Here is a 24,809-nt window from a genome sequence, read left to right on the forward strand (position 1 = left end):
CGGCGTGGCGACGGTACTCATCACCGGGTGCAGCAGCGGGATCGGTCTGGAGACGGCGCTGGCGTTCGCGCGTCGCGGTGACCGTACGTACGCCTCGATGCGGAACGTCGCGAAGGCGGCCCGGCTTCGCGAGCGGGCCGAGGCGGAGAGTCTCGATCTTCGGATCATCGCCCTGGACGTCACCGACGACGCTTCGACGACGGCCGCCGTGCGCGAGGTGGAGAGCGCGCACGGGGCCGTCGACGTCCTCGTCAACAACGCCGGGGTCAACCATGTGGGCGCCGTCGAGACCACGCCTCTCGACGAGGCGCGGACCGTGATGGAGACGAACTTCTGGGGAGCGCTGCGGACCACACGGGCCGTCCTGCCCGCCATGCGACGACAGGGTGGTGGGGTCGTCGTCAACGTCAGCTCGCTCGCGGGACGCACCTGGTCGGTGCCCTACGGCGGCTTCTACGCGGCCGGCAAGTCGGGACTCGGAGCCGTCAGCGAGGCCCTCGCCGGTGAGGTCGGACGGTTCGGGATCCGTGTCGTGTGCCTGGAGCCCGGCAGCTTCGCGACGGACGTCCACACCAACGCGCTCGCGCGTGAGGTGGCCGGCGACGGACCGTACGGCGCCGACGAGGCGTGGCTGAGGCGGTTCATGCTCGGCACGGCCGAGGGGGCCGGCGACGCGGGAGTGGTCGCGGACGCCGTCGTCGCCGCCGCCGAGGACCCCGCCACACCACTGCACGCGCCGGTCGGCGACGGGGCGGAGGCGGCGATCGAGATGGTGGGCAAGGTCGCCTTCGACGACTGGCTCCCCCAGTTCGTCGAGTACGCGCAGACCCTGGCGGGTCCCCGTCCCCCCGCCCCGGAGCACGGTCGCTGAGTCCGGCGGCGCGACGTATCGGACGCGCGGCCCGGCGGGCAGGGCGCGGCCCGGCGGAATGTCCGCGTGGCCCGGCGGATCAGGCGGCGGTGCGCTCCTCGACCTCCCGGCGGCGCAGACGGGCCTGTCCGACGGCGGGCGGGGCGTAGGCCATGTCCAGCGTCCCCACATCGGTGCCGGGGGCCACGACGGCGTCGATCCGGTCGAGGATGTCGTCGCTCAGGACGGTTCCGGCGCCCGCGAGGAGGTCGTCCAGGTGGTCCGTCGTGCGCGGGCCGATGATCGCCGAGGTGACGCCTGGGTGGGAGATCGCGAAGGCCGTCGCCAGGTGCGTCAGCGACATCCCGGCCTCCTGGGCGACCGGGATGAGCTGCTCGACGGCGTCGAGGCGGCGCTCGTCGGCGAGGTGTCTGAAGCCGAAGCCGGCCCGGTGGGTGTCGTTGGGCCGCCCCTTGCGGTAGCGGCCCGTGAGCAGACCTCCGGCCAGCGGGCTGAAGACCAGGGCGCCCATGCCGTAGCGCTCGCAGACGGGCAGTACCTCGCGCTCGATCCCCCGGTTGAGGATCGAGTACGTCGGCTGCTCCGTACGGAACCGCGCCAGGCCGCGCCGCTCGGCGACCCACTGCGCCTCGACGATGTCCGACGCGGGGAAGGACGAGGTGCCGATGGCCCGGACCTTGCCCGCGCGGATCATGTCGGTGAGGGCCGAGAGGGTCTCCTCGACATCGGTGTCCGGCGCGGGCCGGTGGATCTGGAACAGGTCGACGTGGTCGGTGCCGAGCCGGCGCAGCGAGTCGTCGAGCGCGCGGGTGAGCCAGCGCCGTGAGTTGCCCTGCTGGTTGGGGTCGTCCCCCATGGGGAGGTGCGCCTTGGTGGCGAGTACGACGTTGTCCCTGCGGCCCTTGAGGGCCTTGCCGAGGATGGTCTCGGACTCGCCGCGCGAGTAGGCGTCGGCGGTGTCGACGAAGTTGACGCCCGCGTCGAGCGCCTTGTGGATGATGCGGACGCAGTCCTCGTGGTCGGGGTTGCCCAGGACGCCGAACATCATCGCGCCCAGGCAGTAAGGGCTGACCTTGATGCCGGTGCGGCCCAGCGTGCGGTACTTCATGTCGCTCCTGCGGAATCGGGGATGCCGTCGCGGCGCGGTACGCCGACGGAAACGGAACCGTGTTCCACATCGACGATACGGAACATCGTTCCGTTTAGCAACGAGGACTCTCCGCGTATCCGCGGACAGGCCCCGACCGGCGTTGTCAGTGGTCACCGCTAGGTTCTTGGGTGTTCCGCCGTTCTGGCGAGGAACTCCCCCCTGGTGCAAAGGAGATGGTGCGGTGTCACATTGGGAGAGGTCGAGCACGGCGCGGGTGGTACCACCCGCGCGGCCGCGCAAGCTCGCGAAGGTGCCGTTCGTCGAGCTGGCCGACGGGCGTCTGCAGGGTGTCGTGTCCAGTGGCTCGGACATCGCGCGGGTCTACGTCTCGTCGGTCGCGGCCGTCACGTACGCCTACGCCTGCAGCACCAACAACAACCGGCCCTGCGGTGGCGCGCGGGGCGGGTTCTGCAACCACATCCGCACCCTCGTCCAGGAGGCGGTGCTCCAGTACGGCGCCGAGCGCGTCGCCCGCTATCTGCGGGTCGAGACCGCCGAGGGCGAGCCGACCGCGCAGACCCTCACCGCGGGGATGACGGGCACCCGTCCACCGCAGGGCGACACCACCGCCGCGGCGACCGTCTTCAGCCGGTTCCTGCGCCACCTCGCCTATCTGGAACTCGCCCCGACCACCGCGCCGTTGCCGGAGATGCAGTGGTTCCCGCCGACCAGGGCGGTGGCGTGATGCGAGCCGACCTGCTCGGTGAGAGCATCGACGGGCTCGACGAAGCCCTGGCGGCCGTCGACTCATTCGACCGGGCCCTGGTCGTGGGCCTGCTCCGTCCCCACGCCGTGCGGGACACCGGCCTGACCGGACTCGCCGGCGCCGTCGCGGGGACGCCGCTGGCCGGCGTGGTCACCGAGGCGGCGGACAAGGCGGTGGCCGGCGCCGCGGGCGAGGACCACTTCGTGGCGCTCGCCGCCGCCCGCACCGCCCTCCTCGGCTCCGTCCATGACGCGCTGACGGCCCGTGTCGAGGAGGCGATCGGCCGGCCCCGCGCGGAGGAGAGCGTCCCCGCGCCCGCGGGACAGCCGGCGGGGAACCTGCTGACGGCCGCCCGTACCTGGCTGTCCGATCTGGCGCGCTGCGGCTGGCAGGGCATCGATCACGACGTGGTCGCGGGGGCGGCGCCCGTCGTGTCCGCGATGCTGCCGGACCCGGCACTGCGCCGGCTGGCGGCGCTGCTCGACGGTTTCGCCGCCGAACTCGCCGCGTCCTGCCCGGGTTCGGCCCTGGAGCGCGTTCCCGTCCGCCGCTGGGCGGACCTCTGGTCGCGGGCGATGGTGCTGACCGTGCCCGGTGCGGCCGACGTGCCCGCGACCGGTACGGCCACCGGCCGTCTGCTGCCCCTGGGCGTCGACGTGCAGGAGCACGCGACCGCCGTACAGGCCCAGGTCCACGCCGTGTTCGAGCCGGCGGACGGCGCGGCGCCGCGTCTGGTCCGTGCGAGCGTCTCGGCGCCGAAGCCCGACACGGTCGTCGGAGCGGGTCTCTGGCAGCTCCTGCGTCCGCACATGTCGCTCCTGACCGCCGTGAGCGAAGGCCGCTCGATGGACCTCACCGACATGCCGGTCACCGCCGAGGGCGACCTGGTCTGGGACGACGCGCGGGCCCGTACGGGCGAGCCCGCCGACGCCCTCGCCACCGCACGCGTCGCCCTGTCCACCGCCACGGCTTCCGCGACCGCTCCCCTGGACCGGCACCCGTCGCGCATCGCGGTGCCCGTGTTCCTGGAGGGCTACGAGGCCGAGAAGGACGGCGAGGGGGTGGCGTTCACCGTCACGGGACACCGGCTGGCCGTCGACACCGACCGTGTTCCGGCCGCCGGACCGCTCACCGCCGAGGCCGTCGCCGCTTCGGGGGCGTGCGTCGGTCTCCTTCGCTGGGACGCCGGGGTGTTCACCGTCCAGCCGCTCGCCGTGGAGACCACCGTGCGGAAGAAGCCCGTCGCGGTCCACGCCGGGGCATGGGCGGGCGGTACGGCCGACAAGGCCGGAGCCAAGGCGGAGAAGGCGGCCACCGACGCGGCGGCGGTGCTGCGCGAGCGCGCGGGAAGGCTGCTGCGGAAATGACCGGACAGAACGCTGACACGAGTTCGCACGACAGCCGCCGCCAGGTCCTCTACTGGCGACTTCTCGCCAGGCTCTTCGACCCCGAGGAGCAGGCTGCGCTGGAGTCGGCGAGCCTCGCCGTCGTCGAGGACATCGGCCTGCCGCCCGCGCTGCTCGACCCGAAGGTGTCGGTGGACACGACGGTGCAGCGACACCCGGAGCTGGCGGCCGAGTTCGACGGTCTGATGGTGCCGGACCCGGAGTCCGCCAACGCGGCGGACGACGACGGCGCCGGCGAACGCGACCGCGCCGCCGAGGTACGGCGCGCGGCGCTGGTGTCGAAGGTGCTGCTCAACGTCTTCGCCTCCGGCTCCGGCACGGTCACCGCCGGACAGCTCTCGCAGTGGCAGGCCGACGCCGGCTGGCTGGAGCGCGCACTGGGCTGCGAGCCCGGCGCCCTGCGCGGCGGCCGCGCGGGCGGGACGGTCCCGGAGATCGGCCCGGAGCTGGGCGCCATCGAAGCCGATCTGGTCAGGCGGATGCATCTGCGCGAGGTGCTGGCCGACCCCGCGCTCGCCTCGCGGCTCACCCCGAGCATGTCGCTGATCGAGCAACTGCTCCGCGACAAGGGCAACTTGTCCGGGGTGGCACTGGCCAACGCGAAATCCCTGATCAGGCGTTTCGTGGACGAGGTCGCCGAGGTGCTGCGCACGCAGGTGGAGAAGTCCACCGTCGGCGCCCTGGATCGCTCCGTGCCGCCCAAACGGGTGTTCCGCAACCTCGATCTCGACCGCACCATCTGGAAGAACCTCACCAACTGGAGCCCCGAGGAGGAGCGGCTCTACGTCGACCGCCTCTACTACCGGCACACCGCGCGCAAGACGACACCGCAACGGCTGATCGTGGTCGTGGACCAGTCGGGTTCCATGGTCGACTCGATGGTCAACTGCACCATCCTGGCCTCCATCTTCGCCGGGCTGCCGAAGGTGGACGTCCATCTGATCGCGTACGACACCCGGGCGATCGACCTGACTCCGTGGGTCGACGACCCGTTCGAGACGCTGCTGCGCACCAACCTCGGGGGCGGCAACGACGGTCCCGTGGCGATGGCGATGGCCCGCCCGAAGATCACCGAACCCCGCAGCACGGTGATGGTGTGGATCTCGGACTTCTACGAATTCGGCCGCTCCCAGCCCCTGTTCGAGGGCATCGAGGCGGTCCACCGCTCCGGGGTGAAGTTCATACCCGTCGGCTCGGTCACCAGCTCCGGCCGCCAGGAGGTCAACCCGTGGTTCCGCGAGCGCTTCAAGGCGCTCGGAACCCCGGTCCTCTCCGGCCACATCCGGGGACTCGTCCACGAACTCAAGACCTTCCTCACCTAGCCACGACCTTTGAGACCCAGTAAGAAGAAAGGCCCGAATATGTCAGACCTGTTGCGCGCCCCCGCCGAGATCAAGTACGCCGAGGAACTGGACTGGCTGGAGTCGGTCGACGACGGCCCCAAGCCGTTCTCCTGGCGTCTGTCGCCGAAGATGGTCCGTCTCTTCATCCTGGGGTCCGAGCGCTCCGACGGTCTCGACCGGGAGATCGCGCAGAAGTGGTTCGGCGACCGCAGCCTGGTCGAGCGCGCCGTCGTCACGCTGGCGTCCGACCGCGGCCTGCTGCTGATCGGTGACCCGGGGACGGGCAAGAGCTGGCTGGCCGAGCTGCTGTCCGCCGCGATATGCCGCAGCTCCACCCTGGTGGTGCAGGGCACCGCCGGCACCACCGAGGACCACATCAAGTACTCGTGGAACGTGTCCATGGTGATCGCCAAGGGCCAGTCGCGTGAGTCGATGATCCCCTCCCCGATCATGACGGCCATGGAGACCGGCGCGATCGGCAGGTTCGAGGAGCTCACCCGCTCCACCAGCGACGTCCAGGACGCCCTTATCTCGATCCTGTCGGAGAAGTACGTCTCGGTCCCGGAGCTGGACAGCGACAGCATCGTCTTCGCCAAGCCCGGATTCTCGGTCATCGCCACCGCCAACAGCCGCGACCGGGGTGTCAACGACCTGTCGTCGGCGCTCAAGCGCCGGTTCAACTTCGTCCGCATCCCGGTGGTGACGAACAGGAAGAGCGAGGCGGAGATCGTCCGCTTCCGCACCGAGGAGCTGCTGCGCAGGCACCGGATCGAGCTGGACGTGCCCCCCACACTGCTGGACGTCCTTCTGCAGAGCTTCGCCGATCTGCGGGCCTCCGCCGCGGCGGCGGGCAGCGACGACGAGAAGCTGGAGTCGGCCCTGTCGAGCGCCGAGCAGATCGGCGTGCTGGAGGACGCGATCCTGCACAGCAACTTCTTCGGTGAGCGCGAGCTGACCGCCCGTACCCTCGCCTCCTCGCTCGTCGGCTCCCTGGCCCGGCGCGAGCCCGAGGACCTGGCGATCCTCAACAAGTACCTGCACGGGGTGGTCGAGCCGCGCAGCAAGGACAAGGGCGGGGCCTGGCCCGAGTTCCTGGAGGGCGGTCGGGACGCGATCGCCACCCTCTCGTGAGCGCCCCGCCGCAGGAGGCGGCCTTCGACGCGCTGCGTTCGCAGTTGAGCGAGGCCGCCGCGACGCTGGCCGACGGGCCCGAGGCGCTGGAGGGCATCCTTCTCGGCATCGTCGACGACGTCGACCGCGCGGTCCGCGAACCACTGGAGATCTTCCCCGTCTGCCACCACTCGCCGGCCTCGGCGGTCGCCATGGCACGGCGGCTGCGGGAGAAGCGGCCGAAGGTCGTCTATCTGGAGCTGTGCGAGGACATGGCGCCGCTCCTGTCCGAGCTGCGCAACTGCCGGCTCCCGGTGGCGGTCCAGGCGTTCGCGAGCGAGGTCGAGGGCTTCCCGGCCGACTGGGCGCCGCTGTCGGTCGTCGCGCCGATCACCGAGGCGTCGGCCGAGTACCAGGCGATCGCCTACGCGCTGGACACACCGGGTGTGGAGCTGGTCCTGGTGGACCGCTCGTCGGACCACGTGTTCCAGTGGCAGACCGACGGGACGGACTCGGCGGGCTCGGCGGACTCCGCCGAACCGGCCGACCCGGAGTCGCCGCCGGCCGAGGAGGAGGCCGGTCTGCACGGCGACGCCGTCGGCGTGGAGATCGGCGACCTCCGGCCGCGCTTCGCCGAGTTGGAGGAGCATCTGCTGCGCCACGGCCGGGTGCGGCACTGGTCGGAGTGGTGGCACCAGTACGTCGAGCTGCCGCTCGGCGACAGCGACCACGACACCTACCGGCAGGTCATGCTGCTGATCGGCAGCCTGTTCCGCAGGCTGGCGCCGGGCGACGCGCGGCGGGTGCGCGTGGACGAGGACCGCGAGCGCTACATGTGGACGAGGATGCGCGAGCACCTCGCCGCCTCCGGCACCGACGCGGCGGACTGTCTCTACATCTGCGGGGCGTTCCACGCGGCCAGCAGGGTCGAGGAGTTCGGCGTCCACGGCGCCGGGACCTTCGAGATCGGGCCGCCCAGCGCGACGGTGTGGCAGCACGGGCTGATCCCCTCCAGCCACACGGCGATCGAGGCTCAGTTCGGCCTCACCCCCGGCTCCGTGTCCATCGCCGCGACCCAGTGGACGAAGAACCTGAAGCGCACCAAGGTCCAGCCGTTCCGGCTGGTGGGGCAGGCGGGCGCGAAGAAGGCGGCGAAAGCGGGGAAGGCCGCGCTGCCGGGCCTCCCCGAGGCCGCCGGCGCACCCGCGGACCAGCTGTCCGGTTTCCTGCGGCGCCCGCCCGTGCTCGACCGGCTGGACGAGGCGGAGCTGCTCGGCTGGTCGGTGGAGATCGTGCGCGCCGCGCGCCGCAACGGCTATCTCTCCTCCACCGCCGACGCCATCGCCGTGTTCGAGACGTCGATCCTGCTGGCCGGTATGCGCGACCGGGCCAGGCCCACGCCGTACGACTTCCAGGACGCGGCGATCACCTGTATCGAGAAGGACACCGTGCCGGGGCGGCGCGACGTGCGCCGCATCGTCGAGATCATGATGGGCGGCGACCGGATCGGGCAGGTCGGCTACGACGCGCTGCCGCCGCTCGCGCGCGATGTGCACGACCGGCTCGCGCCGCTCGGGCTGAAGCTCGAACAGCGCGGTGTACAGCGGGCGTTGCTGGACATGGCCTCCAGTCCGGAACTGGAGCGGTGCTCCGACGTGCTGTGGATGCTGCGGCATCTGCTGCCGTACGGCGCCGCGCGGGCGATCATGGGCGAACGGCGGCTCGGCGAGCGGCCCATCCAGGAGTCGTGGGACCTGGCGCTGGGCACCCATCAGCGGGCGCTGATCGAGCTGGGTTACGAGGGCGTCAGCATCGAGCAGGTCCTGGAGCAGCGCCTGCGGCGCCGCGCGTACGATCCGCAGGCGACCACGGCGGACGTCCTGGAGGCCGTCGAGAACGCGACGCTGTATCTGGGCAGCCGCCGCCTCGCCGACGAGCTGGGCACCCGTGCCCTGGAGGTCCTGGCGACCGAGCGCAGCGTCGACGGCGCGCCGGAGGTTCTGCGGCGGGTGCGGAGGCTGCTCGCGTACTACCGGACGGCCGAGCCGGTGCTGCCGCCGTGGATCGAGTCCTTCGTCAAGACCGGTTACGCGCACTACTGCACCCTGCTGCCGACGGCGTTCACCGACGAGGACGCGAAGGTCCGGCAGGTGGCCGCGATGCTGGGCTTCCTGTTCAGCATGGAGACCCTGGCGCTGTCGCTGGGCTGCGACCGGACCCAACTGGAGCTGGCGTTCGCGCAGTCGCATCCGCGCGAGCCGGCCAAGGTGGCGCTGCTGTGGGCGGCCCAGGTCCAGCTCGGACAGCTCTCGCGCGCCGATCTCCGGGCGCGCTGCGACGAGCTGCTGGACAACCCCCTGGTGGTGCCCGCCTATCCGCGTCATCTCAGCGGATTCCTGCACGCGCTGGAGCCCGTGCCGCAGTTGGCGGACTTCGTCGTGGAGGCGGTGTCCAACGCGTTCGCACGGCTGCCCGATCCGGTGCTGCTGCCGTGGCTGCCGAAGCTGATCAGTACGCTGCGGTCCGACGGCGCGGACCTGGCGCCGCTGCTGATCCGTGAGGCGGGCCGGGTCTTCCCCGGCCGGCTCGACGCGCTGGACGCGTGGACACCGCCCTGGCGGGAAGTGCCGGAGACCGCGGTACCCCGGTCCGCCCCCGGTGCCGGGGCCGGTGCCGCGCTGCTCGCCGCGCACCCCGCGACGTGCGACGCGCTGGCGGGTCTGCTCGGCTGCGAGGGATCGTGGCAGCCTGCGGACCCCGCGCCCTCGGGCGTGCTGCTCGCGGCCCGTCACCCGGACACGGCTGCGGCGTTGGAGGTGCTGCTGGCCGGCACCTGACGCGGACCGGCCGGCCGGGGCGGCACCCTGGCCGGCCGGTTCAGCCGAAGGCGGCGGCGTTCTCCGTGGCCCATTGCCGGAACGTCCTGGCCGGGACACCGACGATCCGGGGCACGGTGTCGCGCACGGCGAGCAGTTCGTCGTTGACGTCGCCGCCCGTCACGTCGAGGACCGCGTCCGCCGCTTCGTCCCCCAGGAAGGCGGCCATCGTGCGACGGGCCTCCGCCCTGCCGACGCCGGCGAAGGGGATGTCCCGGCCCAGTACCGTCGCGATGGTCTCCACCTGCTGCCGGGCCGTGATCCGCTCCGGCCCGGTGAGCGCGTAGGTCTGGCCCCGGTGGCCGTCCTCGGTCAGCGCCTTCCGCGCCACGGACGCGATGTCCGCGGGGTGGATCGTGGGGAGACCGACGTCCGCGTACGGCACGCGCACCGTCTCCCGCTCACGGATGGCCGCCGCCCACCACAGGGCGTTCGAGGCGAACTGCGTGGGCCGCAGGATCGTCCAGGTCATACCGCTGTCCTTGAGGAGCCGCTCGACGGTCAGGTTCTCGTCGGCGGGACCGAGGTGCGGATGGGTCCGGACGGTGATGGACGACACCAGCACCACGTGCTCCACGCCCGCCGACCGGGCCGCCCGGATGATCTCGGCGTCCGGGCCGATACGTGAGACGAGAAACAGCGAACGCGCGCCTTCCAGCGCGCTCTTCAGCGACGCCGGCCGGGCGAGGTCGCCCTCCATGGCCTCGGTCCCTGCCGGGAGAGCCGCCCGCGCGGGGTCCCGGGTGAGAGCCCGCAGCGGTCCGGCACCGGACTCCTGGAGCTCCCGCACGAGAGTGCTCCCTATGTTTCCGGTGGCTCCGGTCACGAGGATCATGAGTCGCTTCTCCTGTGGTGCGGCGGCGGTGCGCGGTGATGCGCCAGAACCGACGCTAGGACCTCAACCGGACTTCAGGTCAAGAAGCCCGGGGGACGGCGAAAGACCGCGACGCGGGCAGCCGTCGCGGTCTTGAGGAGGTTCCGGGCGCCGGCGTCGGGCCGGGGGTGTACGCCACACCCCCGGACCCGATCGCGGCGATCGTCAGGCGTTGGGGTCGAACGGGATGCCGGCCGGCTTGGCCTTCTGCAGGTGGCCGTTGAAGTTGCCGTCCTTGAGGCCGAAGACGGCGCTGCCGAAGTTGGCCTGGCTCAGCTTGTCGCGCAGACCCGCCGGGTATCCGTTCCAGCCGACCAGTCGCGGGAACTGCCAACCGCCGTGGTGGTTCTCCGGCGGCTCGTCGTTGTTGTTGGCGGCGCGGAAGGCGTGCGTCCCGATGCCGTCCTTGTGGTAGACGACCTTGGGGTGCGTCCCGTCCCACCGGATCTGGTCACGGGAATGGATGTCGAAGTTGCCGTGGGCGGAGGTGGAGACGTACTGGGCCTGGTCGTTCTGCACCCACACCACGACGTGCTCCCAGTCGTGACGGTGCCCGCCGAGCGAACTGCCCACCACGGCCTGGTCCTTCTCAAAGTAGAGGCCGTACATGATCGCGCACCAGCCGTTGTTGCACTTGGACCGCGAGTATCCGTTGGTGTTGTCGAGGTCCCAGGAGTCGCGGCACTGGCCGTTGAGGGCGCCGCTGGGATTGAGGCCGGGGTTGACGGTGCCGTCCGGGCCGATGGCCGGGGTGGGGTAGCAGCCGTCGGTGTCGTAGTCGTACGCCGGCTGGAACGTCTGCTCCAGCCCGTCCGCGTTGGCGGGCAGGGCACCTGGCGGATCGGCGAGAGCACTGCCGGGGAATGCGATGACCAGCGCGAGGGCGCTGCCAAGGGTGAACGAGACCTTGCGGATGCGCGAGCTTTTCTTCACTGCGTCCTCCTGATCGACCGCGGCGTGGGGGCACCGGTCATTTTGACATGCTCGGATCATCTTCTTGGGTCTTTGTTGACGTCCCGAGCGTCGACAGGTGTCGGCGTGGTGAAAGATCAACCAATAGAAGGATCAGGCGACTTGGGCGCACACGGACCGGGCCGCCGTACCGCCGCGCCGGCGCCGATTCCGCGCGCACTCCCGTCGACGCCTTCGGCCCTTACCCGGGCCGCGGCATCGACCTGATGATCACCGGCGCCGAGGACCGCACGGCGGCGGCGAACCGGCACCGTCCGCCCGCGCTCACTCCACGCGCAGCGGCCGGCCGGTCATCGGTGCGGACGGCGAGCCGGTCCGGCGCGCGCGCCGGACACGGAGAGCGGACGCGCGGCGTCCTGTTGGGCCGTACCGGCCCCGGCCAGGACCCCGTTCACCACCGAATCACCTCGGCTACTTCACGCTTGCGAACAGAAAACAGCCGCGGTCCGACCGGACGCGCCGGGGCCGGGCTCCGGGGTGCGGGCGTTCTCGGCACGCCCCGGCACAGTCGCCACATCGGTGGGCCGCCACCCGTCCGGGGCGGGGCCGGCGACCGTACGACGGCGATCGAGCGGACGCGGGCGGCGCCCACCACGGACCCGCCCCGCACCTCCGCGCCCCGCCGCGACAGGCTCGCGGTCAGGCTTTCAGCGCCTCGGCGATCGACTCCGCGAGCGGCGTCGTCGGCCGGCCCGCGAGCCGGGACAGATCACCCGTCGTACCGACCAGGAGCCCGCGCTCGATGGCCCTGTCCACGTCCACGAGAACGGCGGCCATCGGCTCCGGCACCCCGGCGCCCGTGAGGATGCCCAGCATCGTCCCGCCGGGGACGTCGTTGTACGCGATCGTCCGCCCGGTCGCCTCCGACAGCTCCGCCGCGTACTCGGCGAACGACCACGCCGTGTCGCCGCACAGCTCGTACGCCTTGTTCAGATGCCCCTCGCCGGTCAGCACCGCGGCTGCCGCCGCCGCGTAGTCCGCGCGGCTCGCGCTCGCCACCCGCCCGTCGCCCGCGGCGGCGACGACGGCGCCGTGCTCCAGCACGGGTCCCAGGTTCTCGGTGTAGTTCTCGGTGTACCAGCCGTTGCGCAGGAAAGTGTACGGCAGCCCGGACTCGATGATCAGCCGCTCGGTGACCTTGTGTTCGGCGGCCAGGTCGAAGTCGGCGTCGGGTCCGCCCAGTACGCCGGTGTAGGCGAGTTGGGCCACGCCCGCCGCCTTCGCGGCGGCGACGACGGCGGTGTGCTGAGGTACGCGCCGGCCCGCCTCGCTGCCCGAGACGAACAGGACGCGGTCACCGGCCCGGAAGACGTCCGTCAGCGACTCGGGGCTGTCGTAGTCGCCGCTCCGCACCTCGACGCCGAGCGCCGCTAGCGGCGCGGCCTTCGCCCTGTCCCGCGCGACGGCGGCGATCTCGACGGCCGGTACGTCGGCGGCCAGCAGGGATTCGATGGCGAGACGGCCGAGGTGTCCGGTCGCTCCGGTGACGACGATGCTCATGTGGCGCCCATCTGACGAGTGCGGTTCGGGATGATCCAGCCCGTTTCCGGGCGGTCCGGATCCACGATATGTGCCGCACTAACCAAGAGGAAGTACCCACCTTGAAGTAAGGTACCGGAATGGATGAAAGCGCTGCCCCACCGAACGTCAACCGGCGGATGTGCCCCTCCCGGCTCGTGCTGGAACATGTCACCAGCCGCTGGGGGGTACTGGTGCTCGCCGCGCTGCTGGAGCGCTCGTACCGGTTCAGCGAACTGCGCCGACAGGTCGACGGCGTCAGCGAGAAGATGCTCGCCCAGACCCTTCAGACCCTGGAGCGGGACGGCTTCGTCCACCGCGACGCCAAACCCGTGATCCCGCCGCGCGTGGACTACTCGCTCACCGAGCTGGGCCGCGAGGCGGCCGAGCAGGTGTGGGGACTGGCGCGCTGGACGGAGCGGCGGCTGGACGCGGTGTTCACGGCCCGCGAGGCGTACGACGAGGCGCACGAGCCCATGCCACCCGCCGCGACGACCTGACGGGCGGCCCCGCGCACCCACCTTCTTCACTACCGCGAACAGCGACGCGCGGCGCGGCCGTTGAGCGTTCCCCTGCCGGACACCGGGTGCGGTCCGTCGCGTTTTCTCCCGGCACCTCACATCTTTTGATGAATCATTAGAAAGTTCCAGAGATTCGTACCGAACCTCTGGACAGTCCCCACGCGTCGCTCTAATGTCTCGGCCCACCGGGACATGTGTTTCGTCGCGGTAACACCGCAGCCGATCGGCGTTCACCCGAACGCCCCTCACCCCACGAGTCTTTCCACGTCTCTCCCCCCATGGCCGGGCCACCGCCCGTCACGAGGCGCTGCGCGACCGTCGTCACCGCGGTCGTCGCACACGCACCGTGCAGCACCCCCGTCGAAACACGGGAAACCGGCCGGGTCACCGACTCTGCCGTGACCGCAGCTGAAGGGAAGCGACATGAAGATCCGTACGTTCATCGCCACGGCCTCACTGGTGGCATCCGGGAGCCTGGTGGCCTTCTCCGGTTCGGCCCAGGCGGCTCTTTACACCACCTGTGTCGGTGACGGCGGGGCCGTGACCGTCAGCAACGACCTGGTCGTACCGGCCGGGAAGTCCTGCACCCTCACCGGTACGAAGGTCAAGGGCACGGTGACGGTCGAGGCCGGCGCCGACCTCGTGGCGGCGGGTGCCACCTTCAACGGCGCGGTCAACGTCGAGGAGGACGCCTATCTCGACCTCACCGACTCCACCGTCAAGGGTGTGCTGACCACCGACTCCGCGTTCGGCACGCACCTGGAGAAGTCCAGCCTCAAGGCGGTCGACGTCACCGAGGGCTTCATCTACGCGGTCGACTCGACGCTCGGCGGGAACGTCAACACCTCGGCGGGCGAGCTGTACGTCTCCGGCAGCACCCTCAACGGCTCGCTGACCGGTGCGGACAACCAGTACAGCGACGTGTACGACTCCACCGTCAAGGGCGCGCTCACCGTCGACGGGAACGCCCTCGGCGGCGTGTTCTGCGCCAGCGAGGTGTACGGCGCGGCCACGTACTCGGGCAACGCCGACAACCTCCAGATCGGCGGCGAGGGCCTGCTCGGATCCTGCGCGGGCGCCTCGTACTTCGGCGGCAACCTGTCGGTCACCGACAACACCGCCAACTCCGTGCTCGACAACTCGATCGTGCGCGGAGCACTCACCGCGACCGGCAACAACCCCGTCCTGGTCGTGGGCGAGTTGGCGCGTGTCCGTGGCGCCGTCACCGGCGAGACCGCCGCCCCCGGCGACTCGTCAGCCGGCTCCGCCAGGAAGGCCGCACCGCAGGACCGCGGCGCCGACCTCGCCGAGCGGGCCGCCGAGCGCGCCGCCGAGGCGCGTGCCGACGCCCACGAGGCGGGCAAGTCCCGCCTCTGACCCCCAGACGACGCCCGCGACAGCGCCCGTAAGGGCGCCTGTCCCGGCGTGTGTCGCGGCTGACGCGGCGACACCGGCAGGTCACGGCGGCCCACCCTCCGCCGCAGTGGCGCGCACCACCGGGCAGTGCCCCGGCCGCGCGCCCCGGTCCTACCCTCTTCTCCGCATCCCCAGGAGTGACCGTGAGCCACATACGCAAGTCGTTCGACCGCAGGGACTTCCTGCGCGCCACCGCCGGCACCACGGTGGCGCTCGCCGCCGCCTCCGTCACCGGGGCCGCCGCGACCTCCGCCGCCGCCGTGTCCAAGAAGAACCTGTCCATCCCGAAGGACCGCATCGGCATCCAGCTCTACAGCATCCGCGACAAGGTCAGCGCCCTCGGATTCGGCGTCGTCCTGCCCGAGTTGGCGCGGATCGGCTACAAGGAGATCGAGTTCGCCGGATACACCCAGAACACCTCCATCCTGGGCCGGCAGATCACCCTCCCGGAGATCCGCACCCTGCTCGACGACAACGGTCTGCGCGCGGTCGGCAGCCACGTCGGCATCGGCAACTTCCGCTCCAACCTCCAGGGCGAGCTGGACGCCGCGCAGATCCTCGGCATGCCCCACGTGGGTACGGCCAACGCACCGACGAACGTCAACACCGTCGCGGGCTACCGCGCCGCCGCCGACGAGTTCAACGTCTGGGGAGCCGCGGCGACCGCGCGCGGTCTGAAGCTCTACCAGCACAACCACGCGGGCGAGTTCGCGTTCGCCACCGACCAGCCGTCGGTCCGGCTGTACGACGTGTTCCTCAAGAACACCGACCCGCGCCATGTCTATCTGGAGCTGGACATCTACTGGGCGTACGTCGGCCAGTACCGCTACCCCGGGTTCGACCCGGCCGCGTACGTGCGCAACCAGCCCTACCGCTACCCGCTGTTCCACATGAAGGACGGCGACGCCAACTCGGCGAACGCCAACGGCTTCGACATCGTCGAGTTCGGTGCCGGCGACCTTCCGTACGAGAAGTTCGTGCGCGACATCGGCCCGCGCGCCTCGCACGTCGGTATCTGGGAGCAGGACACCGCGCCCAACACCCAGCCCAATCCGCCGGGTTCGCTCGGCGCGGCCGAGCGCAGCTTCACCGCGCTCAAGGGGCTCCTCGGCTGAGAGGGCTTCCCCCGAAGGCAGTCGGGCGCCTCCGCGCGCGGGGGCGCCCGACCGTCACTTCCGCTCCTTACCGTCAGCGATCGAGGAGACGCATCACCGTGCACCGCACCCTGAGACGCATGATCACAGGGGTCCTGCTCGTGGCACTGCCCGCGCTGGGTGGTGTGGCCGTCGCGCCCGCCGCCCAGGCGCACCCGGGCCACGAACACGCCCTGGACTGGTCGAACTACGAGAAGGTCACCCTCACGAAGGACACGGGCGAGCCGATCGACCTCGCCGTGCTGCCCGACAGCCGTGTCCTGCACACCGCCCGCAACGGCGACGTACGGCTCACCGACCCCGGCACGGGTGTCACGAAGGTCGTCAACCACATCGACGTGTACCAGAACTCCGAGATGGGGTTGCAGACGGTCACGCTGGACCCGGACTTCGCCACCAACAAGTGGGTCTACCTGTACTACTCGCCGCCGCTGAACACACCGGCCGGCTCCGCACCGCAGACGCTGCCCGCCGGGCAGACCGACGCGTACTGGAAGCAGTGGGAGGGGTACGACACCCTGACCCGCTTCAAGTGGACCGGCGACAAGCTCGACCTCTCCACCGCCCAGGAGATCATCCGGGTCGACGCCAACCGCGGCCAGTGCTGCCACGTGGCCGGTGACGTGGACTTCGACAGCAAGGGCAACCTCTACCTCGCGACGGGCGGCAACACCCCGGCGTCCGGCCCGAACGTCAACGGCTACACGCCGATCAACGACGCGGCCGGCTTCAACCCGGGTCTGGACGAGCGCCGCGGCGCGGGCAACACCAACGACCTGCGGGGCAAGATCCTGCGGATCGACGTCCAGGAGGACGGCAGTTACGAGATCCCGGAGGGGAACCTCTTCGAGCCGGGCACGGCCAAGACGCGTCCCGAGATCTTCGTGATGGGTCTGCGCAACCCCTTCCGGCTCGCGGTCGACCAGAAGACCGACGCCGTGATGTGGGGCGACTACGGCCCCGACGCCGGTACCGCCGACCCGAACCGCGGGCCGATGGGGTACGTCGAGTGGCAGACCACCACCAAGGCGCTGAACAGCGGCTGGCCGTTCTGCACGGGTGACAACACCAAGCCCTACCGGGACTTCGACTTCGCCACCCTCACGCCCGGCCCCGCGTTCGACTGCGCGAAGCCGGTCAACGACTCCCGCTGGAACACCGGTCTGACCGAGCTGCCCGAGTCCGCGCCGGCCACGCTCTGGTACGGCGACAGGGACACCGACCAGCCGTGGCCCGAGCTGACCTCCTTCCGCGGTCCGGGCGGTCCCGGTGGCCAGGCCCCGATGGGCGGTCCGGTCTACCACTACGACGCGGACAACCCGTCGCCGGGCAAGTTCCCGGAGTACTGGGACGGCAAGGCGTTCTTCGCGGAGTTCTCCCAGGACTACGTCGCGGCGTTCACGCTCGACGGGCCCGACGGCCCCGTGAGCAAGCTGGAGAACGTGCTGCCGAACAGCGAGCGTTCGCAGAACGGCATCCCGCAGTGGGACAACCCGATGGACCTGGAGTTCGGCCCGGACGGGGCCCTCTACGTCCTCGACTACGGCGACGGGTTCTTCCGGCAGAACCCCGACGCGGGTCTCTACCGGATCGACTACGCCGAGGGCAACAAGGCGCCCACCGCCGTGATCAAGGCCGACAAGACGTCCGGCCAGGCCCCGTTGGAGGTCTCCTTCAGCGCGACCGGCTCCAGTGACCCGGAGAACGGCGACCTCACCTACCAGTGGGACCTCGACGGCGACGGCACGTTCGACGCCACCGGGCCCACGGTCGACCGTACGTACCCGGACAACGGCCAGTTCCAGGCCCGGCTCAAGGTCACCGACCCGCAGGGCAAGTCCGGACTGACGAGCCGTCAGATCACCGTGGGCAACACGGCTCCCACGGTGAAGATCACCTCGCCGCCGGACGGCGGGTTCTTCAACTGGGGCGACGCCGTGCCGTACGGCATAGCCGTCGACGACCCCGAGGACGGCACCACACCGGACTGCGCCAAGGCGGCCTGGACCTTCGGCCTCGGGCACAACCAGCACGGCCACCCGGTCAACAGCGGCACCGGCTGCACGGGTGGGGTCCTGACCCCGGCCGACGCGGGCCACGGTGACACCGAGAACGTCTTCGGTGTCCTCGGGATCACCTACACCGACAAGGGCGCGGGCGGCGTTCCGCCGGCCACCGGTGACGCCCAGGTGGTGCTCAACCCGGCGCTGATGCAGGCCGAGCACTACGACTCGGCGGAGGGTGTCACCGTCACGGACGACACCACGGCGTCCGGGCAGCGCAAGCTGACCTCGTTCGACGCGGGCGACTGGATCGCCTACGACCCGGTGTCGTTCGCCGGGATCAGCGGGGTCAAGACCCGCGCGAGCGGCGCCGGTACGCTGGCACTGCGCTGGGGATCGGCCGACGCGGAACCGTTCGCGACGGTGGGGGTCCCGGCCGGTGAGGGCTGGCAGACCGTCACCACCGCGCTGGACAAGGCCCCTTCGGGGACCGGCGAGGTCTTCGTCACCACCTCCGGCGGTGTCGAGCTGGACTCGCTGACCTTCCAGGGAGCGGGCGTCGCGGACAAGACCGCGCCCAAGGTCACCGCCACGCTCAACCCGCCGAGGCCCAACGGTGACGACGGCTGGTACACCAGCAACGTGTCGCTGGCGGTCGCGGCGACCGACAACGGGACGGTCGCCAGCCGGCAGTACTCGATCGACGACGGAGCGACCTGGCAGTCGGCCAACGCGGCCGTCACGCTCTCCAGGGAGGGCGCCACGACGGTCCATTACCGGGCGACGGACAACGGCGGCAATGTCTCCGAGGTGGGCTCCCTCACCGTACGCATCGACCGCACCGGTCCCGCGGTGACGGCCACCGGTATCGACGCCGACGGCGTCTACGGGGACTCCAAGCGCCCGGCGCCGGTCTTCTCGGCGACGGACGCGGTCTCCGGAGGGGCCACGGCGACGGCCACGGTGGACGGCAAGGCCGTCACCTCCGGGCAGGCGCTGGAGCTGTGGCGGCTGCCGCTGGGCAACCACGAGCTCACGGTCAGGGCCCGGGACAAGGCCGGCAACACCACCACGAAGACGGTGGCCTTCACCACCCGTACCTCCTACGCGGACATCCGCGCGCTGATCACCCAGCTGCGGGCCGACGGCCTGATCACGGCGCAGGGACAGCAGCGGCTGACGGTACGGCTCGGCCAGGCCGAGGCGCACGCCGACGCGGGTCGCACCAGCCAGGCCACGGCCGTGCTGGAGTCGTTCGCCGGTTACGCGGGCGACACCGCCCTCGTGCCGGACAGCGCGGCGGGCGCGGCCCTGGCACGGGACGCGCGGGCGCTGAAGGGAGGCGCCACGGGCTGACGACGGGACCCACAGGGCTGCCCCGCTGCCACGCCCCGCTCTCAACGGCGGGGCAGTCCTGTGCCCGGACTCCTTCGTGGGAAGCACTCCACTTACGGCGAGTCGGTGTGGGTTCCGTCAACAAGGCGACAACTTTCGATGGTCTGTGTAAAAGTTGCCGCCCGCGCGCCACCGCGACCCGTGACCCCGGGCCCGCAGGATCACGGGCCTTGCCGGGCCTTGAGGTGCCCGGCCCCGCACCGCCCGCGTTCCGCACCCGCGACACGTGCCTGAAGCTGTCCGCAGGCGTTCCAGAGGAGTTACGTCCGTGAACATCCAGTACCGCGTGTTGAGTCTGCTGCGTGACAACGGTCCGCTGTCCCGCGCCCAGCTCGCGGACCGGCTGGAGGTTCCGCGCCCGAGACTGCTCGGCGAACTCGACCGCATGGTCGCCGCCGGGCGGGTCAGCGAGGCAGGCCCCGCCGCCTCGCGTGGCGGGCGCCGCTCGACCCTCGTCCAGCTCGATCCCGGTCTGCGTTTCGCGGCGGTCGATCTGGGCGCCAGCTCCGTCGACATCGAGATCACCGACGGCGCGCTCACCCCCGTGGCCTCCTGCTCGGAGCCCGCCGACATCCGCTCGGGGCCGGTCGCCGTGCTCGGCCGCGTCAGCGAGCTCCTGCGCGAGATGGCCGGCCAGGGGCACTACACCCGGCTCGACGCCATAGGCATCGGCCTGCCGGGGCCGGTCAGCTTCCGGGAAGGCGTACCGGTCTCGCCGCCGATCATGGTGGGCTGGAACCGCTTCCCGGTACGCGACACCCTCGCCCGCGCGCACGGCTGCCCCGTCGTGGTCGACAACGACGTCAACGTGATGTCCCTCGGCGAGCAGCACAGCGGTGTCGCGCGCACCGTCGACCATCTGCTCTTCGTGAAGATCGGCAGCGGTATCGGCTCCGGCATGCAGCACCACGGCCGTATCTACCGGGGCGCGGAGGGGTGCGCCGGCGACATCGGGCACGTCCAGGTGGAGGCCGAGGCGGACGGCCCCGTCTGTTCCTGCGGGAACACCGGCTGTCTGGAGGCGTACTTCGGCGGGGTGGCGCTGGCCAGGGACGCCACCGAGGCCGCGAAGTCCGGCCAGTCGCCCGCTCTCGCCGAACGGCTCGCGGAACGGGGCGTGCTGACCGCCCTGGACGTCGCGCAGTGCGCGGACGGCGGCGACAACACGAGCGTCAACCTCGTCCGGGCGGGCGGCCACCGGGTCGGCCAGGTCCTGGCCACACTGGTCAGCTTCATGAACCCGTCGATGATCGTGATCGGCGGCGGTCTGACCGGACTGGGCTATCCCCTGCTCGCGGAGATCCGCAGCGTCGTCTACAAGCGCTCACTCCCGCTCGCCACCGGCAATCTGCCGATCGTCATGTCCGAACTCGGACCCCGGGCGGGAGTCGTGGGCGCGGCGCTGCTGGCGAGCGAACTCTGCTACGGCGAGGGGTCGGACGACACGGAGCCCTGAGGCGACGGGGGTCCTGCGGCGGTCCTCGCGGGCCGTGCCGCGCTCCCGAGTGGCGTCCCTGCGGCACGTCGGAGACCCTTGGAGCAGGAGGAGAGCCGACATGATCGATGCTGCGGACATCCGTGAATGGCGCACCCACGAAGTGGTCGACTCCGGTGGGCGCAAGATCGGTTCGCTGGAGGCGGTCTACGTCGACACGCGCACCGACGAGCCGGCGGTGGCGACCGTGCTGACGGGCATGCCGACCCGGCGCAGACTGGTCTTCGTCCCGCTCTCTGGAGCCGTCGTGGGACCGGGATACGTCAGGGTCAACTACCCGAAGTCCGTCGTGAAGGACGCGCCGTCGATGGGTACGGACGACGTGCTGCCCGCCGAGGACGAGAAGGAAGTCTTCTCCCACTACGACCTGGCCTATCAGCCGGGCCCCAGCGGCGAACGCCAGCTCGCCCGCCGCTGAGCGCGGGCCGGGCGGGGCCTCCCGCGGAGAGCGCGTACGCTGCGGTCGATGGACGAATGGCGCGGCTTCACCAACAAGGTTCTCTACTGTGTGCAGTTCACCGCCCGGCTGGACGCCGGGGAGGCCGCGCGCGTCGGCGGTCTGATCGCGGACGGTCTGCTCGGCGACGATCCCCCGGCCGACCGGATCCGGATGCTCAGGGAGGCCCTGCGATCTCCGGAGCAGCTCACCGCGGGCGACTGGCAGCCGCACGGCGAGCGGGAGGTACGCGGCTTCCTCACGGCCCTGCTGAGGGTCCTCGCGGACGGCGACGACTCCCCGGCGTGAACGCCCGGCCGCCCTCCTCCGGGCTACCGCGCCGGGGCCGGGACGGCGCAGCCCGCGGCCACCGCCTCCGTGTCCCGGCGGAACGCCCGGCCCTCGGCGCTCCGGCCGCCGGTTGCCTTGATCGTCTGGAGGATCGGGCGGGCCGGCTCACGGCCGGTGGCCCGCGCCGCCGCAGGGCAGCCCGTCGGCCTGGTGCGGTACGACATCGGCCGCGTACCGTCCGGCGGGCTCGCGGCGGGGCCGCGCCCAGGCCGCGTGGGCCGGGCGGGAGGTGTCAGAAACGGCCTAACGCTTCTCCGCGTCGACGAACGCCTTCACCGCGGTGGTCGCGGCGCGCTCCACCAGCGCCACTCCGGCCTTGTAGGACGGCTGCCCGTCCGACAGCACCGCGACGAGCAGGGTGCGGCCGCCGTGCTCGACGCGGCCGATGCTGTTGACGTCCCACAGTTTCGTCTCGCTGCGCGGCAGCCAGCCGTTCTTCAGCGCCGGTGTGGCGCCGGGCCGCTTGCCGTCGTCGGCGGCGGATATCCCCCACCGCTGGTTCGCCTCGACCGTGCTCATGAGGGACCGCATGTAGTCGCGGGAGGGCGCGGTGAGCGGGGAGCGGGCGTCGCCGAGAACGGCTTCCAGGAGCACCGTCTGGTCGGCCGCGGTGGTGCGGGTCAGGCCCCAGTGGCCGTCCTTGTCAGTGTGGGTGGCCTTCAGGCCGAGCCGCTTGTTGGCGGCGTTCAGGCCGTCGGTCCCGCCGATCGCCTTCCAGAGCGCGTTCGTCGCGTCGTTGTCGCTCTTGCGGATCATCTCGGCGGCCAGTTTCTTCTGCGGCCCGGTGAGGTTCGCTCCGCGGTCCTGGGCGTCGAGCAGGAGGGCGGCGAGTATGTCGACCTTGACGACGCTGGCCGTGTCGAAGGCCCCGGAGTCCTGGCCGTGGACGGCCGCGTGCCGTCCGTCGAGATCCCGTACGGCGACCGTGTAGCGGCCCTCGCTCGCGGGCAGCGCGTCCAGCGCCTTGTTCATCGCACGGTCGGCGCCGGCCGACGTGGCGGCGGCGTGGGGCGTCCCGTCGGCCGTGCGGGCGGCGGCGAGCACGGGGGCCTGCACCGTCACGACGAGGACCACCGCGGCGACGGCCAATTGCTGGGGCTTACGGAAGCTAAGCACAAAACGGACATTAGGCAATGCGGGTCGCCGCGGGCAACGTGCGTATGGTCACACGGATACCGGTGCCCGGCTCGCCGGACCAGCGGGCCGGGCACCTGGACAGCGGTCGTTCTAGCAGGTCAGGTCGCGGCCCGGCGCGGTGCGCAGCACGCGTGTGAACTGCTTGTACAGCTCGACCCGGTGTTCCATCTGCGCCGGGTTGCCGCCGTCGCACTCGGCGGATCCGTTCAGGCTCCAGATCGTCTGTCCGAAGCCCTTCTTGTTCACCATGGCGTCGTGCCCGGTCATCGTCCCCGGCCCGGACTGGGTGTTCCAGTACCAGAGGGCCGTCATCCAGGCGACGGCCGGATCGGTCTCGACGAGCCACGGATTGTTGAGCAGGTCGATACCCAGGGCGTCGCCGGCCGCCTTGTAGTTGAAGTTCCAGCTGAGCATGATCGCGCCGCGCCCGTAGTACGCGTCCCGGCCCGCCGGGCAGCCGTAGGGCTGGGTGTCGTCGCAGAAGATCGGGTACATGTCGGGGTTCTGCGACACCACGTAGAAGAGCCCGCCGGTCTCGTGGCTGACGTTGGCGAGGAAGGCCGCCGCCTCCTGCTTGCGGGTCGTCCGGCTGCCGGTGCGTGCGAATTCCGGATATGCCTCGGTGGCCTCGACCAGCCCGTCGTACGTGAAGAACGGGTCCCGGTCCGGGAACATCCGCTCGAACTGGGACTCGGCGACGACGAAACGCGGCTTGTGGTGCGAGCCCGGGGACTGGGCCGCCGCGGGCAGTGCGGCGACGAGCAGGCCGCAGACCAGCAGCAGGGCGGCCATGACGGCCGTGGTGCCTCTTCTCGACACGGTTGCTTCACTCCTGAACGGTGTGTGGGGACAGGCGTTCATGGGACAGCGCTCATCCACAACCGCCTTCCAGGAGGGGGCAGTTACGCGGACGCCGCCGCGCAGAGGCTACGGGCAGCGACCCCTCCCCGGAAAGGTCCATACCAATTCTTTGAGAAAAGTGGGCCCGGTCATTTCCCGGGCAGCAACCGGACCTCGGCGCTCGGCGGCAGCTTGTCCCACCAGTGCCCGTACCGGCTGTACACCCCCGGTTCCCGGTCCGCGAGGAACGCCGTCAGCGACAGCGCCTCCCCCGCGAGTGCCGCCCAGGTCTTCTCCGGCAGCGGGTGGAAGGCCCGCGCCTCGATCCCGCCGCCGGGATTCTGCCTCCGGCGGGCTCGCGAGCGCCACCGCCGCGAGGAGGTGGTCGCCTGCGGCAACCGGCCACGACGGCGCCCCCGCGGCGCGCGCCCGGTCCGTCGATCGCGGGGGGCGCCCGGCCGCCGAACAGGCCCTAAGCTCGGCCAATGGCCAAGTATTTCGACGTACACCCCGACAACCCTCAGCGGCGCACCATCGCGAGTGTGGCCGAGAGCATCCGGTCCGGCGCGCTCATCGCGTACCCCACGGACTCCTGTTACGCGCTGGGCTGCCAGCTCGGCAGTCGGGACGGCATCAGCCGGATCCGGTCCGTCCGGGACCTCGACGACCGTCACCACTTCACGCTGGTCTGCCAGAACTTCGCACAGCTCGGTCAGCTGGTGCAGATCGACAACGACGTGTTCCGCGCGATCAAGGCGGCGACGCCCGGCAGTTACACCTTCATCCTGCCGGCGACCCGGGAGGTGCCGCGTCAGCTGCTGCACCCGAAGAAGAAGACGGTCGGGGTCCGGATCCCCGACCATGTCGTCGCCCAGGCCCTGCTCGCGGAGCTGGGGGAGCCGCTGCTCTCCAGCACGCTGCTGCTGCCCGACGAGGCCGAGCCGATGACCCAGGGCTGGGAGATCAAGGAACGGCTCGACCACGTGCTGGACGTCGTGGTCGACTCGGGCGACTGCGGCACGGAGCCGACCACGGTCATCGACTTCTCCGGCGGCGAGCCGGAGATCGTGCGCCGTGGCGCGGGCGATCCCGCGCGGTTCGAGTAGACGGCCCGACCGGCCGCGCGCCACGGGCCGGGGCGGCTCTCGCGTCGCCGCCCCGGCCCCGCGCGCCTACGCTGGTCGGAGGCCGTCCGGACCGTGCTCCCGACCGTCCGGGCGGAGGAAGGAAGTCCC

General features: G+C 71.3%; 22 protein-coding genes. 14 read left to right on the forward strand and 8 right to left on the reverse strand.

Translation table 11 applies throughout. The features are described 5' to 3' along the window. Positions 1 to 4: 4 nt before the first annotated feature. Positions 5 to 871, forward strand: coding sequence for an SDR family oxidoreductase (locus tag GXP76_RS04480; RefSeq protein ID WP_242570088.1), 867 nt, complete (start codon positions 5 to 7; stop codon positions 869 to 871). Positions 872 to 950: 79 nt separating this feature from the next. Here the strand turns inward: GXP76_RS04480 and GXP76_RS04485 are convergent, their stop codons facing one another. Beyond that, positions 951 to 1,979: an aldo/keto reductase gene (locus GXP76_RS04485; RefSeq protein ID WP_242570089.1), complete on the reverse strand. Its 1,029-nt coding sequence runs from the start codon at positions 1,977 to 1,979 to the stop codon at positions 951 to 953. A 223-nt stretch (positions 1,980 to 2,202) separates the two neighbouring features. On the opposite strand from GXP76_RS04485, the gene GXP76_RS04490 reads away from it, so the two are divergent. The 5 genes from GXP76_RS04490 to GXP76_RS04510 are packed head-to-tail and all read left to right on the forward strand — an operon-like array spanning position 2,203 to position 9,423. Then, positions 2,203 to 2,706 (forward strand): hypothetical protein, encoded by a 504-nt coding sequence (locus GXP76_RS04490; RefSeq protein ID WP_242570090.1) that lies wholly within the window; start codon positions 2,203 to 2,205, stop codon positions 2,704 to 2,706. Further along, complete coding sequence (locus tag GXP76_RS04495; RefSeq protein WP_242570091.1) at positions 2,676 to 4,094, forward strand: hypothetical protein; 1,419 nt, start codon at positions 2,676 to 2,678, stop codon at positions 4,092 to 4,094. Before GXP76_RS04490 ends, GXP76_RS04495 begins: the two co-directional genes overlap by 31 nt. Continuing rightward, a complete protein-coding gene (locus tag GXP76_RS04500; protein ID WP_242570092.1) occupies positions 4,091 to 5,455 on the forward strand; it encodes a VWA domain-containing protein in 1,365 nt (454 codons plus the stop codon). The genes GXP76_RS04495 and GXP76_RS04500 overlap by 4 nt, the downstream gene beginning before the upstream one ends. 39 nt (positions 5,456 to 5,494) lie before the next feature. Continuing rightward, positions 5,495 to 6,607: an AAA family ATPase gene (locus GXP76_RS04505; protein WP_242570093.1), complete on the forward strand. Its 1,113-nt coding sequence runs from the start codon at positions 5,495 to 5,497 to the stop codon at positions 6,605 to 6,607. Further along, positions 6,604 to 9,423 (forward strand): DUF5682 family protein, encoded by a 2,820-nt coding sequence (locus GXP76_RS04510; RefSeq protein ID WP_242570094.1) that lies wholly within the window; start codon positions 6,604 to 6,606, stop codon positions 9,421 to 9,423. The genes GXP76_RS04505 and GXP76_RS04510 overlap by 4 nt, the downstream gene beginning before the upstream one ends. 40 nt (positions 9,424 to 9,463) lie before the next feature. Here the strand turns inward: GXP76_RS04510 and GXP76_RS04515 are convergent, their stop codons facing one another. The 3 genes from GXP76_RS04515 to GXP76_RS04525 form a co-directional block, all read right to left on the reverse strand. Beyond that, positions 9,464 to 10,297 carry an SDR family oxidoreductase gene (locus GXP76_RS04515; RefSeq protein ID WP_242570095.1) on the reverse strand — a complete coding sequence of 278 codons (834 nt, stop codon included), beginning with the start codon at positions 10,295 to 10,297 and terminating at the stop codon, positions 9,464 to 9,466. 204 nt (positions 10,298 to 10,501) lie between these two features. After that, entirely contained in the window at positions 10,502 to 11,269 is a 768-nt protein-coding gene (locus GXP76_RS04520; RefSeq protein ID WP_242570096.1) for an NPP1 family protein, read from the reverse strand. 678 nt (positions 11,270 to 11,947) lie between these two features. Beyond that, the gene (locus GXP76_RS04525) at positions 11,948 to 12,808 is read right to left on the reverse strand and encodes an SDR family oxidoreductase (RefSeq protein WP_242570097.1); all 861 of its coding nucleotides are present in this window, start codon (positions 12,806 to 12,808) and stop codon (positions 11,948 to 11,950) included. Between the two features lie 119 nt (positions 12,809 to 12,927). Between GXP76_RS04525 and GXP76_RS04530 the strand changes: the two genes are divergently transcribed. The 7 genes from GXP76_RS04530 to GXP76_RS04560 all read left to right on the forward strand — a co-directional run bounded on the left by GXP76_RS04530 (position 12,928) and on the right by GXP76_RS04560 (position 21,555). Continuing rightward, positions 12,928 to 13,326, forward strand: a complete 399-nt coding sequence (locus GXP76_RS04530) for a helix-turn-helix domain-containing protein (RefSeq protein WP_242570098.1) — start codon at positions 12,928 to 12,930, stop codon at positions 13,324 to 13,326. Positions 13,327 to 13,770: 444 nt separating this feature from the next. After that, entirely contained in the window at positions 13,771 to 14,724 is a 954-nt protein-coding gene (locus GXP76_RS04535) for a hypothetical protein (protein ID WP_242570099.1), read from the forward strand. A gap of 182 nt (positions 14,725 to 14,906) precedes the next feature. Beyond that, entirely contained in the window at positions 14,907 to 15,878 is a 972-nt protein-coding gene (locus GXP76_RS04540; protein ID WP_308354094.1) for a sugar phosphate isomerase/epimerase, read from the forward strand. Positions 15,879 to 15,997: 119 nt separating this feature from the next. Next, on the forward strand, positions 15,998 to 19,276 hold the full coding sequence (locus GXP76_RS04545; protein ID WP_242570100.1) for a PQQ-dependent sugar dehydrogenase: 3,279 nt from the start codon (positions 15,998 to 16,000) through the stop codon (positions 19,274 to 19,276). Between the two features lie 307 nt (positions 19,277 to 19,583). After that, positions 19,584 to 20,771 (forward strand): ROK family transcriptional regulator, encoded by a 1,188-nt coding sequence (locus tag GXP76_RS04550; RefSeq protein WP_242570101.1) that lies wholly within the window; start codon positions 19,584 to 19,586, stop codon positions 20,769 to 20,771. A 100-nt stretch (positions 20,772 to 20,871) separates the two neighbouring features. Continuing rightward, positions 20,872 to 21,228 carry a PRC-barrel domain-containing protein gene (locus GXP76_RS04555; RefSeq protein WP_242570102.1) on the forward strand — a complete coding sequence of 119 codons (357 nt, stop codon included), beginning with the start codon at positions 20,872 to 20,874 and terminating at the stop codon, positions 21,226 to 21,228. A gap of 48 nt (positions 21,229 to 21,276) precedes the next feature. Beyond that, positions 21,277 to 21,555: a hypothetical protein gene (locus GXP76_RS04560; RefSeq protein ID WP_242570103.1), complete on the forward strand. Its 279-nt coding sequence runs from the start codon at positions 21,277 to 21,279 to the stop codon at positions 21,553 to 21,555. Between the two features lie 23 nt (positions 21,556 to 21,578). Here GXP76_RS04560 and GXP76_RS04565 read toward each other — a convergent pair whose 3' ends face one another. From GXP76_RS04565 to GXP76_RS04580, 4 genes are all read right to left on the reverse strand, one after another. Further along, on the reverse strand, positions 21,579 to 21,761 hold the full coding sequence (locus GXP76_RS04565) for a hypothetical protein (RefSeq protein WP_242570104.1): 183 nt from the start codon (positions 21,759 to 21,761) through the stop codon (positions 21,579 to 21,581). A 79-nt stretch (positions 21,762 to 21,840) separates the two neighbouring features. Next, a complete protein-coding gene (locus GXP76_RS04570) occupies positions 21,841 to 22,713 on the reverse strand; it encodes a serine hydrolase (RefSeq protein WP_242570105.1) in 873 nt (290 codons plus the stop codon). Between the two features lie 111 nt (positions 22,714 to 22,824). Next, positions 22,825 to 23,526 (reverse strand): chitinase, encoded by a 702-nt coding sequence (locus tag GXP76_RS04575; RefSeq protein WP_242570116.1) that lies wholly within the window; start codon positions 23,524 to 23,526, stop codon positions 22,825 to 22,827. A gap of 197 nt (positions 23,527 to 23,723) precedes the next feature. Next, a complete protein-coding gene (locus GXP76_RS04580) occupies positions 23,724 to 23,972 on the reverse strand; it encodes a hypothetical protein (protein ID WP_374359810.1) in 249 nt (82 codons plus the stop codon). Between the two features lie 87 nt (positions 23,973 to 24,059). On the opposite strand from GXP76_RS04580, the gene GXP76_RS04585 reads away from it, so the two are divergent. Beyond that, on the forward strand, positions 24,060 to 24,680 hold the full coding sequence (locus tag GXP76_RS04585) for an L-threonylcarbamoyladenylate synthase (protein WP_242570106.1): 621 nt from the start codon (positions 24,060 to 24,062) through the stop codon (positions 24,678 to 24,680). Positions 24,681 to 24,809 lie beyond the last annotated feature (129 nt).

Source organism: Streptomyces sp. NP-1717, from assembly GCF_022695985.1.
GTDB lineage: Bacteria > Actinomycetota > Actinomycetes > Streptomycetales > Streptomycetaceae > Streptomyces.